We start from the raw sequence: 13,924 nt of genomic DNA on the forward strand, positions 1-13,924 counted from the left end.
GCTATGGCTATGGCTATGGCTATGGCTATGGCTATGGCTATGGCTATGGCTATGGCTGTTGTTATCGTTATATCCATTTAACTAAATGAGTTCGACTTTCATGTGTGACTTCGCAGGGCAAGTTGGAACCTGGCTGGATGATAGCCGACGATGCTTAAATTCTACATGCGCTATATGTCATATCAGTAAGATGACCAACATCATGATAGGCATTTTTTGTCATAATATCAGTTAAATGAATTGCGTAACTCAATGATTTATAGTTAGAATCCCGCCCTATTGTATTATTAAAAATCATATCAACCATATGTTTAGTAAATGGTTAGCGCGCGATTTAAAATCCCTTGTTCTCTTTCTTGATGGAGGGGGAAATCCTTCCCCAAAACTAAATTTTACTCTAAGTATTTCATAGGGTTGCAATGGGATTAAACCTACGGTTCAAACCATGCTTACCGATTATTTGTCGATTAATATCAATGATTTAATTTAAATTTCGAAGATAATGCTGCGCCATATGGAATGGTTCGAAGCCGCAGACCTGATCGTTAAAGGCATGGAATGCGCAATTAACGCCAAAACCGTGACCTATGACTTCGAGCGTCTGATGGACGGCGCTAAACTGCTGAAATCTTCAGAGTTTGGCGATGCAATGATCAGCCACATGTAATATGTGCTGTTGATGATTGTGAAGACGGGGGCCGATTTAGCCCCCGTTTTTGTTGTGCTTATGGACTGATTTTTATATATGTCGCCAACTAATGAATCCAAAGTTTCAGGAACGTCGATTCAGCTAGCCACATTGCATGAATACCTGTTCACTGATGATTTGTCATGTCCAGGCTGGACGTTGCCGCACCGTCATTAATATTGGACGGCGCATTCCAGTCTCTGCCTTTTAAGGCATCATTCGTATTCATACTTGCTGAATCGTTGGCTGAGTTGAGTGATGAACCATCAAGCTCAGCATCGGCTTCATCATCGCCTGAATCAGTACTGGTAAAGCCCCCTTTGCTGGAAATCGTATCCGTACCACCCATCTCATTCGGCATGCTGTCGCTGGTTGAATCATCGTCATTTAAACAAGAATAGCCACCCAGGTCATTAGGTTCGCAGTCAGTAGCCTGCGCGACGTGAGAGAATGACGCCAAAGCAGATACCAGTGACAAAACAATAATTTTTCTCATTTTTTCAGCTCGTTTTGAAAAGATTATCACAGCATAAGTTCTTATAAGTTTGTGATGCTGTATGTAACCTGTTGTGAAACTGAAGGATTCTGGCTATAAAAACAGCAAGATAATTCGTTGAATGAATCAAAAACCCAGGAAACATTTTGCCGATAACTCCCTCTCGACTGCATCTTCGCCCCGTAATCAGCTCAGACGCAGATGACCTTTTCAGAATTTATGGCGACCCTGCCACAAATACGTTTAATCCTGCAGGACCGTATCCTGATATTGATTATGCCCGCGGTGTTTTGGCTCGATGGCTTAAACACTGGGAAGATTACGCTTTCGGAAGCTGGGCTATCTCGCTAAAGGATAATCCCGAAAGAATTATCGGTTTTGGCGGGTTAAACATCCGCAGTTATGCTGATATTTCTATCAATAGCCTGGGATATCGCTTCTCCACGGAGTCGTGGGGAAAAGGCCTGGCGACAGAGTTTGCTAACTATGCGGTCAGCTATGGGTTTGGTGAAATCAAACTACCTGATATATCTGCCACAGTAAGAGCAAATCACCTGGCATCGCAGAAAGTCCTGACGAATGCCGGACTCAGATATGTACGGGACATTCATGATGTGAAAAATGCGCCCGCCAGCATGCTGTTTACACTGACCCGCGCCGAATGGGATAAACAATAATGTTCGTTTTTTGTTGGCTGGCATATAAACAGTTATCAAAAAAAGTTATCAAAAATCTCAATTTCAGACCGGAAAGTTATCCTATTCTGGGCTGGACTTTTACGCTGAACGTGCAGTCTGATGCTAATCGGCCACGCTTCAATACCCCGGTAACCGCCGCTTAACCGGCTGAGACTTCACAATCGCGCTGTTGGTTTCTGCCTTATCGGTGATGCGATCCAGAATAAAATCCAGATGCTCGATGGAACGCAGATGCAGGCGTGCGATAAAGCAGTCGTCGCCCGTCACTTTGTCGCATTCGGCCAGTTCAGGAATGGATTCCAGCAGCTTCTGCACCTCATGCAGTTTTCCCGGTAGCGGCTTGATGCGGACGATGGCCTGCAGCGAGTAGCCCAGTGCGTGCGCATCCACCTCGACGGTAAAAGCACGAATTACACCGCGATCTTCCAGACGTCGCAGCCGTTCGGCCGCGGCGGGAGCGGAAAGGCCGATCTGTTCAGCCAGCGCTTTAATCGGCGTCCGGGCATCGGTTTGTAACAGCGCGAGCAGGCGGCGATCGATATCATCCAGGGCCATCAGTTTTTCTCCGTTTTTACCTTTTTAACACAGGTATTTTTGCATAAGTGCCTTGTTTATCGCAGGTGAATTTGTCGAAGTTGCGGGTAAATTATTGACCACGCGATCCGACACATTTGGGAAATCTGATGAACAACACGACACGCGGCACGCTGGAGATGACGGCGGCGATGATCATTTCCGGCACCATCGGCTGGCTGGTGACGCTTTCCGGCAGGCCGGTAACCGAAGTGGTATTCTGGCGCTGTCTGTTTGGCGCACTGACCCTGCTGCCCGTCTGTGCAGCAATGGGGCTGCTGCGGCACGGGCGGATCTCCCGGCGTCAGCTCCTGCTGGCGGCACTCGGCGGGGTGGCTATCGTGGTTAACTGGTTACTACTGTTTGCCGCCTATTCACGCGCATCCATCTCTATAGCGACGGCCGTGTATAACACCCAGCCGTTTATGCTGGTGGGACTGGGCGCGCTGTTTTTGCACGAACGCCTGACGCGGGCGAAGCTGGGCTGGCTGCTGCTGTCATTTGCCGGGTTACTGCTGATTGTGCAGACGCGGCCTGATGCCGCTGTCAGCAGCAGCGATTATCTGATGGGGATTTTGCTGGCGCTGGGGGCGGCATTTTTCTATGCCTTGGCGGCGCTTATCACTAAAAAACTCAGTGGAATGCCGCCGCATTTTATTGCGCTGGTACAGGTGCTGGTGGGAGCGGTGCTGTTACTGCCGTTTGCGCTGCAAAGCCACGATGCCATTGCGCCCGCCAGCTGGTCGTTGCTGATGACACTGGGCGTCGTGCATACCGGATTAATGTATATCCTGCTGTACGGCGCGATCCAGCGCCTGCCAACTCACCTTACCGGCGCGCTTTCATTTATCTACCCGGTGGTGGCGTTTATCGTGGATGCCGTGGCTTTTGGGCATCGCTTACATCCGTTGCAGATGGCGGGGACCGCCGCTATTTTGCTGGCGGCAGCCGGGATGATGCGTGTTAAGCGGCTGCCAGCGCAGCCGTGTGCGGTTAACGATTAAGCAGGGAGGGCTGGCTGGCCCCCGATATCGCTTTCCACGTTAGTCGTAGTTGTTCGAGTGCGGATGCCCGCGCGTGATGAAGCAGGTGCGTCAGCCCGACACCGAGGCAAAATAAATTCCCTTTTCCAGCAACCGCTTTACAAAAACCTTCTGTTTCTGACCTTGATCAAAGCGGTAAAACAATATTACTGTATTTATATACAGTAACTTTTGAGGTCGTAACCATGAAGTTTTATCAGCCCGCAGAAATCCGCGCCATTCTGCACCTGCCGTTGTTTATCAGCCGGGTGCCCTGTGGCTTTCCGTCGCCTGCGCAGGACTACATTGAGCAGCGCATCGACCTCAATGACCTGCTGGTGAGCCACCCCAGCTCAACCTACTTTATCAAGGTCAGCGGCGATTCGATGATTGAAGGTGGAATTGGCGAGGGCGACATGCTGGTGGTGGACAGCTCGCTGAAGGCGGAACACGGCGATATTGTGGTGGCCGCGCTGGACGGCGAATTCACCGTCAAGCAGCTGATGCTGCGGCCTTATCTGCACCTGCGGCCGATGAACTCCGCCTATTCGATTATGCCGATTCCCGATGCTGATCAGTTCGACATCTTCGGCGTGGTGAAGCACGTGATTAAAACGCTGGGTAAGTGATGTTTGCCCTCGTGGATGTAAATTCATTCTACGCTTCGTGCGAAACGGTGTTCAGACCGGATCTGAAGGGTAAACCCGTCTGCGTGCTGAGCAACAACGACGGCTGCGTGATTGCCCGCTCGGCGGAGGCAAAGGCGGTCGGCGTAAAAATGGGCGAACCCTATTTTAAAATCAAAGACCACCTGCGGCAGCACCGGGTGAGCGTGTTCAGCTCAAACTATGCGCTCTACGCCGATATGAGTCTCCGGGTGATGACCACGCTGGAGGAGATTACCCCGGCGGTAGAGGAGTACTCGATCGATGAGGCATTTATCGATCTGACCGGCGTACGCAACTGCCGGGTGCTGGAAGAATTCGGGCACGAGATCCGTGAAACGGTGAAGCGCGATACGCACCTGAATGTGGGCGTCGGGATTGCCCAGACCAAAACGCTGGCAAAGCTGGCCAACTACGCGGCAAAAACGTGGACGCGGACCGGCGGCGTGCTGGATCTGTCGAACGTGGATCGCCAGCGCAAGCTGATGGCGCTGGTGCCGGTGGAAGAGGTGTGGGGTGTGGGTCGGCGAATTAGCAAGAAGCTGAATGCGATGGGCATTATTACCGCAAAAGATCTGTCGGAACAGAGCACGTGGATTATCCGCAAGCACTTTAACGTGGTGCTGGAGCGCACGGTGCGAGAACTGCGCGGTGAACCGTGCCTGGCGCTGGAGGAACAGGCACCGAACAAGCAGCAGATCCTCTGCTCGCGTTCGTTTTCTTCGCGGATCGTTGACTATGCCGATATGCGTGAAGCGGTGTGTAACTATGCGGTGCGCGCGGCGGAAAAGCTGCGGGCAGAAAAGCAGTACTGTCGGCAGATTGCGGTGTTTATTCGCACCAGTCCACATACGGTGAATGAACCGTTTTACGGCAATCAGGCGATGAGTATGCTGCTGACGCCGTCCAATGATACACGGGATATTATTCGTGCCGCGATACATGCACTCGATTGCATCTGGCGCGACGGGCACCGATATATGAAGGCCGGGGTGATGCTCGGCGACTTTTTCAGCCACGGCGTTTCGCAGCTTAATCTGTTCGATGATTTCAAACCGCAGCAGAACAGCGAGGCACTGATGCAGGTGATAGACCGCGTGAATCAGAGCGGCAGGGGCACGCTGTGGTTTGCCGGGCAGGGGATTCAGAAACCCTGGGCGATGAAGCGCGAAATGCTGTCACCGGCTTATACCACCCGCTATCAGGACCTGCCGCTGGCGAAGTAATCCGGCACTTATGGAGAGTGAGTTTACTCAGATGTTCTCTTGCCTGGTCGCAACAGGAATAATTTCGATTAAACGCCTGAACTTTCCGCCACCGCCCGCAGTGGGTGAGAAAATAGGATTAAATTTGGGCGGCAGGAAAAATGAGAAAACATGCTGCCGTAATATTTTTTTAGCGTGAGTGTGATCTTTCTCTTAATTAACAAAAAAACGTTAAAAGAAATAAATAAATTATAAAATTATGATTTATATAAAAATAAAAATAACTCCCGGCCTGAATTTTCTACCACAACGTAAAGCCTTTCTATCTTTGCGGGGCATCATAAATTTCAGCAGTTGATCTGCATCTGTTCGATATGCACATTCTTAAGCCGTACTTGTCCCCTTATTCGTTGATTTCGTGCTGATTACGTTCAGGAGCTGTTTTATGCAATTTATTTCCGCAAAAACCATTCATGACCTGCTGGAATGGGAGGGCGTCATCAACGCCATTCACTCGGCGCATCTGGGGGCTCGCCATACCGGGGAAGGCTTTTTCCTCGGTGATGCCGCTTATGGCCTGCTTAGCCGGGGCGTTATTCTGCCCGGTCGCGGTGCCGGGTTAAAAATCGCCTCAATTTATCCGGCTAACGCACAGGCAAAACCGCCACGCGCGGCGGAGGATGCCGCCTTTGTGGTGATTGACGAAGAGACAAAAGCGATCTCTGCCGTGCTTGATGGTCCGGCGATTACCCGCTGGAAAACGGCGGCAGATTCGGTGGCTGCCGCCCGCATACTGAGCCGTGAAGATAGCGCCACACTGCTGGTGCTGGGGGCCGGACCGGTGGCAACGGCGCTGGTCGATGCCTATTTGCATATCCGACCGTCCATTCGCATCGTGCTGCTGTGGAACCGCACGGCTGAAAAGCTGGCTGCGACGCTGGCCGCGCTGAGAGAGAAGGGGATTGAAGCGGAAATTGTGCCGGATCTTAGCGCAGCGGTAGGACGCGCGGACATTATCACCGCTGCCACCAGCTCGGCGTCACCGCTGATCTTGGGGAAAGATGTGCAGCCCGGCACGCATATCGATCTGCTGGGTGGCTATCGCCCGGATATGCAGGAATCAGACGGCGAAGCGGTGGCAAAAGCACGGGTATTTGTCGACGATCGAACCAACGCCGCGATGTCCGGCGATCTTCATATCCCACTGCGGTTGGGCATGATTACGGAACAGCATATCGAAGCCGATCTCTATGAGATTTGCCAGAGCACGAGCTTTTGCCGGCAGCAGCAGGATATTACGCTGTATAAGAATGCGGGCGGCGCGCACCTGGACCTGATGGTCAGCCTGCTGGTGATCGATCGTTTAAACCGGTAATCCGTAGCGTAGAGACGTTATGATTCACCCGGTGGTTATTTTTACTGGCGCTTATCGGGTGGATGCCGGTTAGTGGCCCGCTGATCTAATGACGCCGGGGTCGATGCAGGATTTCACCCAGCATCCCCGGCAGGCAGGCGCCAACGATCACCAAAAATCCCATCAATGGCCCCCCAATCAGCAACAGGGCGCAAAATAGTACGGCGTTCATGTCTGTCCTTTCGTTGTTTTTTCTTCTTTCAGGAACGTAAATAGCGTGGCTATGCTGCACCTAAAGTGTCGATTATGCATTGATCGGAATCACAATTTCGCAGGGCTAAAATGTGGCAAGGCTGGCTACTGGCTGATTGCGTTTCAGGGAAAATATTTCGAGCCATGAGGCGTGATTAAAAAGGGAAGAAAATATAAGAATTGTTTCAGGAGCGATTGGACAGTGTATGTTATAACAGTTAATATTTGCTTATATTTATGCAAAAAAAAAGCCCGCTAAGAGCTTTAATGCGGGCCAACACCAGGGAAATCGATTAATTTTAATGATAGGAGTATTCTCAGTTATTGCCAGGCAAAAACGCGTTATTTGCGAGCGAAATCAAAAAAAATGTTGGATTGCCCTTTCCCACATTAATACTCTTCAGAAATCAGCCACTGGTCCGCTTCCTCAAACATTTCTTCGATGATACGCATCAGCGTGGCCTTATCGGTTTTACTGGCGTCACTTTTTACGCCGTTGGCCTGCATCGGTTTCACTTTGACCAGCGCATCAGGGAAAACCCGCTGAACGCGTTTTTCCAGTTCTTCCAGTATCAGCTGCTCGGCGTTCGCCAGTCCCGCCACGTTGCGCTTGTCATAAATCAGTTCAACAAACATTTTACTTCCGCTCCCTTTGAATTTATCTGTATAAAAATACAGGTATATGAGAGCGGGTTCAAACACTATTTCGCGAACCGACCGGGTGCTCGGCCCGCGTTCTGGCTGGCTTCAGTCAACTATACCGCGCTGCGGGTGAGTTTTAGCTAAATCACTGATTCGCTGGTGACGAGCCGAGAATGGTGTGGCCGGAGATTGTCAGTGCGGCATCGCTGCCGTTAACGTTAAGCTCAGCCCGTGCGCCCAGCGGGAGCGTAACGGTATCGTGACCGTGGCCGAAGTCCAGGCCGGTTACCAGCGGCAGTCCGCTGCGCTGGGCTATAAGCTCCCATACGCTGCTGAAATCGTAACCGTTATCGTAGTCAGAAAGCGTGTTGCCGGTAAAACTGCCGGTCACAATGGCTTTTTGCCGCGCCAGAATGCCGCTTTCCAACAGCTGTAGCAGCATGCGTTCAACGCGGAACGGATGCTCATTAACATCCTCGATCACCAGAATTCCGTCGCGGATATCCGGCAGCCAGGGAGTGCCGATCAGCGAGGCGATCATCGCCAGATTTCCCCCCCAGAGCGTGCCCGACGTGCTGAGCTGCTGTGGCGTAGTCTGCCAGCGCAGGGTGAACTGCGCAGAGGTCAGCGCCAGCCAGAAGTTGTTGAGGGTGAAATCAGAGAGCGTTTCCGCACCAAAATTCCCTGTCAGCATGGGGCCGCTAAAGCTCGGCAATCCGGCCTGAGCCAGCAGGGCAAGCTGTATGGCGGTGAAATCACTGTGCCCGCACAGCGCAACGGGCCTACCGCAAAGGCGGTCCGCCAGGCTTTTATAGTCAAGATTTGGTAGCAGGCGGCTGGCACCATAGCCGCCGCGTACGGCCAGCACAATGTCCGGCAGCGTTTCCAGCCGCGCAAGATCGTTAACGTCGGCCAGCCGCTGGCTGTCGCTACCGGCAAAACGCTGTTCGCGTCTGCTGATAATGTCGGTATGGGTCACCCGATGTCCGTCTGCACGCAGGCGGTCAATACCGCGCTGTGCGGCATCCGGATTGTGGCAAAAGCCAGAAGGGGCGATCAGATGAATATTTCGTGGAGACACGGTCATAATACGTACTTATCTCATCCGGATAGTGGTTTAACCGACGTTTATCAACAATTTTTACACTATGCGCGGCAATAAAAAGTGTGCTCTGCCGCAGGCTGGTGAAAATTTATACGCCGGTAAGTGAATTATTTTTGTACACTCGCTGTCGAATTCTTTCGATGATGACGAAAAGCCGTAGCGATGTCATCAGCCGCAGCCAGCAAATTAAGAATTACGGCAATTTTCTGCTAACCGGCAAGTCGTATGATAGGCGCGACGCCAGGCCCAGAGGATAAACAAGCGTGCATAAATGCGTGAAATTAGCAGCCATGATGGCTGCACTACTGCTGGCAGGTTGCGCCAGCGAACCCGCAAAGAAGATCGTTCATCAGCCGGATACTCCGCTGACGTCAGCACCGCCACAGAAAGTGGCACAGGCCTGGTCACTCTTTACTGAAAACGCCGCTCGTAGCTACGGTGTCGATCAGAAACTGGTGGATGCCATTATTGCCGTGGAGTCCGGCGGCAATCCAACGGTGGTCAGCAAGTCTAATGCCGTTGGCCTGATGCAGATTAAAGCCTCCACTGCCGGGCGCGAAGTGTATCGTGCACAGGGCCGCCACGGGCAGCCGAGCAAAAGTGAACTGCGCGATCCGGTCAAAAATATCGATATCGGCACGGCCTATCTGCGTATTTTACAGCAACAGCAGCTGGCCGGTATCCGCAATCCTGAGACCCTGCGCTACGCAACTATCGTTTCCTATGCTAACGGTGCCGGTGCGCTACTGCGGACTTTCTCGCGGGATCGCAATCGGGCGATTGCGATGATTAATGCCATGAGCCCGGATGAGTTTTATCAGCACGTGCAGAACAATCACCCGGCGGCGCAGGCTCCGCGCTATTTATGGAAGGTGACAACCGCCTATCGTACGATTTAAGCCGTCAATCGGTGTTGATAAGTACCAAAAAAAATTGCTGAAAAAGTTTGTCCTTAAATCACAGACTTAGAATCCTCTCCTATACTTAGTGCAGTTTTAATCGTGCCAGTTTGATAACGGTAATCATTAAGGGGGAGTAAATGGGTATTCTGTCATGGATCATTTTTGGATTGATCGCCGGTATTATCGCCAAGTGGATTATGCCAGGTAAGGACGGTGGCGGCTTTATCATTACCGTGGTGTTGGGGGTTGTCGGTGCGGTTGTCGGCGGCTGGATCAGTACCTTCTTTGGTTTTGGTAAGGTTGACGGGTTTAATTTCGGCAGCTTTGTGGTTGCGGTGATCGGCGCGATTGTGGTGCTGTGGATTTATCGCAAGGTACGTAGCTGATACGAATGGGGCCTGCGGGCTGGTTTCGTTGAGAATTGTGGAGCCACTCTCTGTTAAGGAGGGTGGCTTTTTTATTGGTGGCGTGGATGCTTGCATTGGTGCATTGGTGCATTGGTGCATTGGTGCATTGGTGCATTGGTGCATTGGTGCAGGGGGAAGCGGTGATAGCGGTGCCAGGGAGTCAGCCTGTGCGGCGGCCGGGCGGTCCTCGCGCCGCGCGTTGCGCGGTGCCCTCGGTTGCCGCATCTGGCCGGTCGGACCGGCGGAGACGGTACATCCTTGTACCGACCCCGCCTGACGCCAGCGTCCTGCTGGCGTCTCCTGGCCAGCTGCTTTCACCTCGGCGCTGCGGATTGCCCGTCTGCCGCACAGGCTGACTCCCTTTCGGCTATGCGTGTCGCTGCCTGATCTGAATGGGTCGTTTTCCTGAAAGCAACGCTGAAGTCACGAAGAGGGCTGGTGGAATCCAAAGTGCTGAACGGAGAATAAAGGCCACCAGGGTAGGTGTTCGGGAGTCAGCCTGTGCGGCGGGCGGGCGGTCCTCGCGCCGCGCGTTGCGCGGTGCCCTCGGTTACAGCATCTGGCCGGTCGGACCGGCGGAGACGGTACATCCTTGTACCGACCCCGCCTGACGCCAGCGTCCTGCTGGCGTCTCCTGGCCAGCTGCTTTCACCTCGGCGCTGCGGATTACCCGTCCGCCGCACAGGCTGACTCCCTTTCGGCTATGCGTGTCGCTGCCTGATCTGAATGGGTCATTTTCCTGAAGGCAAGGCTGAAGTCACGAAGCGGACTGGCGGATTTCCCGGTTGGGCATCCACAGCGCTGAACGGAGAGAGGAAGGCCGGATTCGGCCGCATGGACGCGGACGAAAAGTGCAGCCGGGGCAGGACGCCCCGTCTGCACTGGTCCGAAAGGCTGACGAAAGAAGTGAAGGCACCGCAACGCGGCGCGAGGACCGCCCATTAGGGAAAACTGCCAGTTTGCGTTGCCATCGGTTGTTGCCATCGGCCATGCAGACAATAAATCACCAATCAGCACGGTCACCGTACACGTAACGAATCACCGATTCAGCCAAACGATCTGAGCCAGCGCACCCGAGCGCGCTGGCTCAAACTGGGATTAGAAATCATACCCCACGGTCGCCACCACCGAACGCTCCGCGCCCCAGTAGCAGTAACCATAACCGTAGCAGGCCGCCACATAGTCACGTCCGGTCAGGTTATTGGCATTCACCTGCACAAATGCACCTTTCAGGCTGCTGTTCCATGCACCCAGATCGGCACGAACCGATGCATCAAACAGCGTCACCGACGGCAGACGCACGGTATTGGCATTGTCCGCCCACTGCTTACCGATATAGCGCACACCCGCACCGGCACTCAGACCATAGTCAAACTTGTAGTTAGCCCAGGCAGATGCAGTCGCATTAGGGGAAACGTACGGCGTATGACCGTTGATAGACTCACCGGTCGAGGCATCAATCGCTTCTTTATAACGAACGCGGCTCAGCGTGTAGCTGGCAATCGTGCTCAGGCGCGGCGTCAGCTGATTACGCGCTTCCAGTTCCAGACCGCGCGAGTTGACCTTGCCAGCCGGGTCGTAATAACCACCCTGCACGTTACGGCTGCCGACGTTTTTCTGCGTCAGATCGTACACCGCCACGGAGTAGAGATCGGACGTTCCCACCGGCTGGAACTTCACACCGGCCTCATACTGCTCGGCGGTGGTAGGTGTCAGCAGATTGCCGTCGGCACCGGTCAGCGACTGCGGCGTGATAGCCTGACTGTAGCTGACGTACGGTGACACACCGTTGTCGAAGGCGTACAGCAGACCGGCACGTCCGCTCACGTGGTCATCCTGGCGGCGATTATCGTTACCGAGGTCGATATTATTGATTTTCGACACGATGCGGTCATAGCGGCCGGACACGTCGAAATGTACGCGGTCCCACTTCATCTCATCCTGCAAATACATACCGGTCTGATAGTACTGGCGCTCGGAGTGAACAAAGTTATAGTTCGGACGCACACCGATGGTTTGACCCGTTGCCGTATTCAGCTGTGAGCCATAGCCGCTGGCGTCGTGCAGGTCGTTTTTATACTGATGATATTCCACGCCCAGCACTACTTTATGCTCAATGTCAGCGGTCGCGAAATCGGCTTCCAGCTGGTTGTCGATGGCGAAAGCATCCAGCGAAGAGCGGGAGCCGGAGTAGTAGCGATTCATAATATCGCTGTCGGCAGAAACCCAGCCAATCTGGTAGATCTGGTCCAGGTCGACGTTGGAATGGCTGTAGCTGGCGGTAGAGCGAACGGCCCAGGTATCGTTGAAGCGATGGGCGAATTCGTAGCTGTAGATCTGCTCGTGGCGCTTGAAGCGGTCAAGGTCGGAATCGCCGTCGTAGAAACCGGTACTCAGCTTCTTGCCGTTGTGCTCGTAAATGCTGCCATCACCCGGTACGGAACCGTGGTAGCCGCCGGACGGATCTTTTTGCAGATAGGCTTTTACCAACAGCGACGTGTACTCATCAGGCTGCCACAACAGGGAAGGGGAGATCGCGTATTTCTCTTCACGGGTGTGGTCGTACTGCGTGTCGCTGCTGTGGCTCAGGCCGGTCAGACGGAAGGCCAGCTGGTCGTTAATCGCATTGGTGTAATCAACGGCCACGCCGGAAGTGCTGTTATTTCCCACGTAGGTACGGAAATGGCCTTCTTCAGTGAACTGCGGGCGTTTAGACGTTTCCATCACCAGACCGCCCGGCACGGTTTGACCGTACAGCGCGGAGGAGGGGCCTTTAATCACGTCGATACGTTCCAGGAACCACGGGTCCACTTGCAATACGTTAAAGCTGCCCGGATCGCTCATCAGGCGCAGGCCATCGAGGAAGATGTTATCCACATCACCGCCGTGGAAACCGCGCAGGGAAACGGTGTCATAACGGGTGGCGGCGCCGCCGAAGTTGGTGAAGGCACCGGCAGTGTAGTTCAGTGCCTGGTTGACGCTCATGGCACCCTGGTCTTCCATCTGCTGGCGGGTAACAACCGAAACGGACTGCGCGGTGGTAATCAGCGGTTCATCGGTTTTGGTCGCGCCCTTGCTGCTTTTGACCGTGTAGCCTTCGGTCGGTGAAGTGGCGGATTCTTCAGGTGCGCTGGTTACCGTAATGGTGTTTTCTGCGGCAAAGACGATCCCGGGTGCGACGAGCGCGAGTGAACAGAGCAGCGCAGAACGCTTCAGGTTGAAAGCCATACTCATTGTTAAAGTCTCTTATTAAGGTTTAGAACGTGCCACCGCGTTGAGTGCGGTTTATCTGCCTGTATTGATATAGACAGATAAATGTAAAGAGTTGTAATAATATCAATGAGAAGTATTATCTTTTCGATTAACGCTTTCAAGTATTAATTACAGTTAATAATTGCCTGTTGTAGTTCAGTAATTAACCTGAAAATGATGAGATTGAGGCTTGAGGCTTGAGGCTTGAGGCGCAGGTGTCCGGGAGTCAGCCTGTGCGACCGCCGGGCGGTCCTCGCGCCGCGCGTTGCGCGGTGCCCTCGGTTACAGCATCTGGCCGGTCGGACCGGCGGAGACGGTACATCCTTGTACCGACCCCGCCTGACGCCAGCGTCCTGCTGGCGTCTCCTGGCCAGTTGCTTTCACCTCGGCGCTGCGGATTACCCGTCCGTCGCACAGGCTGACTCCCTTTCGGCTATGCGTGTCGCTGCCTGATCTGGATGGGGCAATTTCCTGAAAGCAACGCTGAAGTCACGAAGCAGACTGGCGGATTTCCCGCCCGCTGTACAGGCTGGCTTCCTTTCGGCTATGCGTGTTGCTGCCTGAACTGAATGGGTCGTTTTTCTGAAGGCATCGCTGAAGTCACGAAGCGGACTGGCGGATTGCCCGTCCGCCGCACAGGCTGACTCCCTTTCGGCTATGCGT

General features: G+C 53.5%; 13 protein-coding genes and 1 pseudogene. 8 read left to right on the plus strand and 6 right to left on the minus strand.

The annotated features are described in order from the left end of the window. Positions 1–493: 493 nt before the first annotated feature. Positions 494–667 (plus strand): annotated as a pseudogene (locus IBT47_RS26450) (NADP-dependent isocitrate dehydrogenase); the annotation flags it as partial. Between the two features lie 148 nt (positions 668–815). Here the strand turns inward: IBT47_RS26450 and IBT47_RS26455 are convergent. Further along, positions 816–1,184 (minus strand): RND transporter, encoded by a 369-nt coding sequence (locus tag IBT47_RS26455; protein ID WP_200564180.1) that lies wholly within the window; start codon positions 1,182–1,184, stop codon positions 816–818. 146 nt (positions 1,185–1,330) lie between these two features. Between IBT47_RS26455 and IBT47_RS26460 the strand changes: the two genes are divergently transcribed. Further along, on the plus strand, positions 1,331–1,861 hold the full coding sequence (locus tag IBT47_RS26460) for a GNAT family N-acetyltransferase (protein WP_200564182.1): 531 nt from the start codon (positions 1,331–1,333) through the stop codon (positions 1,859–1,861). Positions 1,862–1,999: 138 nt separating this feature from the next. Here IBT47_RS26460 and IBT47_RS26465 read toward each other — a convergent pair whose 3' ends face one another. Continuing rightward, positions 2,000–2,437: an Lrp/AsnC family transcriptional regulator gene (locus IBT47_RS26465; RefSeq protein WP_305038778.1), complete on the minus strand. Its 438-nt coding sequence runs from the start codon at positions 2,435–2,437 to the stop codon at positions 2,000–2,002. A 128-nt stretch (positions 2,438–2,565) separates the two neighbouring features. On the opposite strand from IBT47_RS26465, the gene IBT47_RS26470 reads away from it, so the two are divergent. From IBT47_RS26470 to IBT47_RS26485, 4 genes are all read left to right on the plus strand, one after another. Further along, entirely contained in the window at positions 2,566–3,459 is an 894-nt protein-coding gene (locus IBT47_RS26470; RefSeq protein WP_200564185.1) for a DMT family transporter, read from the plus strand. Positions 3,460–3,683: 224 nt separating this feature from the next. After that, on the plus strand, positions 3,684–4,106 hold the full coding sequence (umuD, locus tag IBT47_RS26475) for a translesion error-prone DNA polymerase V autoproteolytic subunit (RefSeq protein ID WP_200564187.1): 423 nt from the start codon (positions 3,684–3,686) through the stop codon (positions 4,104–4,106). Beyond that, entirely contained in the window at positions 4,106–5,368 is a 1,263-nt protein-coding gene (gene umuC, locus IBT47_RS26480) for a translesion error-prone DNA polymerase V subunit UmuC (protein WP_200564189.1), read from the plus strand. Before umuD ends, umuC begins: the two co-directional genes overlap by 1 nt. Positions 5,369–5,792: 424 nt before the next feature. Next, the gene (locus IBT47_RS26485; protein ID WP_200564191.1) at positions 5,793–6,722 is read left to right on the plus strand and encodes an ornithine cyclodeaminase family protein; all 930 of its coding nucleotides are present in this window, start codon (positions 5,793–5,795) and stop codon (positions 6,720–6,722) included. An 85-nt stretch (positions 6,723–6,807) separates the two neighbouring features. Here IBT47_RS26485 and IBT47_RS27285 read toward each other — a convergent pair whose 3' ends face one another. From IBT47_RS27285 to ldcA, 3 genes are all read right to left on the minus strand, one after another. Further along, entirely contained in the window at positions 6,808–6,933 is a 126-nt protein-coding gene (locus IBT47_RS27285; protein WP_255569952.1) for a hypothetical protein, read from the minus strand. Positions 6,934–7,343: 410 nt separating this feature from the next. Further along, positions 7,344–7,589 carry a DinI-like family protein gene (locus tag IBT47_RS26490; protein WP_200564193.1) on the minus strand — a complete coding sequence of 82 codons (246 nt, stop codon included), beginning with the start codon at positions 7,587–7,589 and terminating at the stop codon, positions 7,344–7,346. 151 nt (positions 7,590–7,740) lie between these two features. Then, positions 7,741–8,682 (minus strand): muramoyltetrapeptide carboxypeptidase, encoded by a 942-nt coding sequence (gene ldcA, locus IBT47_RS26495; RefSeq protein WP_200564195.1) that lies wholly within the window; start codon positions 8,680–8,682, stop codon positions 7,741–7,743. A 308-nt stretch (positions 8,683–8,990) separates the two neighbouring features. Here ldcA and emtA point away from each other — a divergent pair, with 308 nt between their 5' ends. Further along, positions 8,991–9,599: a membrane-bound lytic murein transglycosylase EmtA gene (gene emtA, locus IBT47_RS26500; protein ID WP_172606584.1), complete on the plus strand. Its 609-nt coding sequence runs from the start codon at positions 8,991–8,993 to the stop codon at positions 9,597–9,599. A gap of 140 nt (positions 9,600–9,739) precedes the next feature. Continuing rightward, positions 9,740–9,988 carry a GlsB/YeaQ/YmgE family stress response membrane protein gene (locus IBT47_RS26505; protein ID WP_105592759.1) on the plus strand — a complete coding sequence of 83 codons (249 nt, stop codon included), beginning with the start codon at positions 9,740–9,742 and terminating at the stop codon, positions 9,986–9,988. 1,119 nt (positions 9,989–11,107) lie between these two features. Here the strand turns inward: IBT47_RS26505 and IBT47_RS26510 are convergent. Next, positions 11,108–13,243, minus strand: a complete 2,136-nt coding sequence (locus IBT47_RS26510) for a TonB-dependent siderophore receptor (RefSeq protein WP_200564197.1) — start codon at positions 13,241–13,243, stop codon at positions 11,108–11,110. Positions 13,244–13,924 lie beyond the last annotated feature (681 nt).

Origin of the sequence: Erwinia sp. S43 (assembly GCF_016624745.1) — a bacterium.
Taxonomy (GTDB): domain Bacteria; phylum Pseudomonadota; class Gammaproteobacteria; order Enterobacterales; family Enterobacteriaceae; genus Erwinia; species Erwinia coffeiphila.

Coding starts and splice junctions, on each gene's coding strand:
- umuD (WP_200564187.1), top strand. CDS start 3,684: ATGAAGTTTTATCAGCCCGCAGAAATCCGCGCCATTCTGCACCTGCCG.
- umuC (WP_200564189.1), top strand. CDS start 4,106: ATGTTTGCCCTCGTGGATGTAAATTCATTCTACGCTTCGTGCGAAACG.
- ldcA (WP_200564195.1), bottom strand. CDS start 8,682: ATGACCGTGTCTCCACGAAATATTCATCTGATCGCCCCTTCTGGCTTT.
- IBT47_RS26470 (WP_200564185.1), top strand. CDS start 2,566: ATGAACAACACGACACGCGGCACGCTGGAGATGACGGCGGCGATGATC.
- IBT47_RS27285 (WP_255569952.1), bottom strand. CDS start 6,933: ATGAACGCCGTACTATTTTGCGCCCTGTTGCTGATTGGGGGGCCATTG.
- IBT47_RS26485 (WP_200564191.1), top strand. CDS start 5,793: ATGCAATTTATTTCCGCAAAAACCATTCATGACCTGCTGGAATGGGAG.
- IBT47_RS26505 (WP_105592759.1), top strand. CDS start 9,740: ATGGGTATTCTGTCATGGATCATTTTTGGATTGATCGCCGGTATTATC.
- IBT47_RS26465 (WP_305038778.1), bottom strand. CDS start 2,437: ATGGCCCTGGATGATATCGATCGCCGCCTGCTCGCGCTGTTACAAACC.
- IBT47_RS26455 (WP_200564180.1), bottom strand. CDS start 1,184: ATGAGAAAAATTATTGTTTTGTCACTGGTATCTGCTTTGGCGTCATTC.
- emtA (WP_172606584.1), top strand. CDS start 8,991: ATGATGGCTGCACTACTGCTGGCAGGTTGCGCCAGCGAACCCGCAAAG.
- IBT47_RS26490 (WP_200564193.1), bottom strand. CDS start 7,589: ATGTTTGTTGAACTGATTTATGACAAGCGCAACGTGGCGGGACTGGCG.
- IBT47_RS26510 (WP_200564197.1), bottom strand. CDS start 13,243: ATGAGTATGGCTTTCAACCTGAAGCGTTCTGCGCTGCTCTGTTCACTC.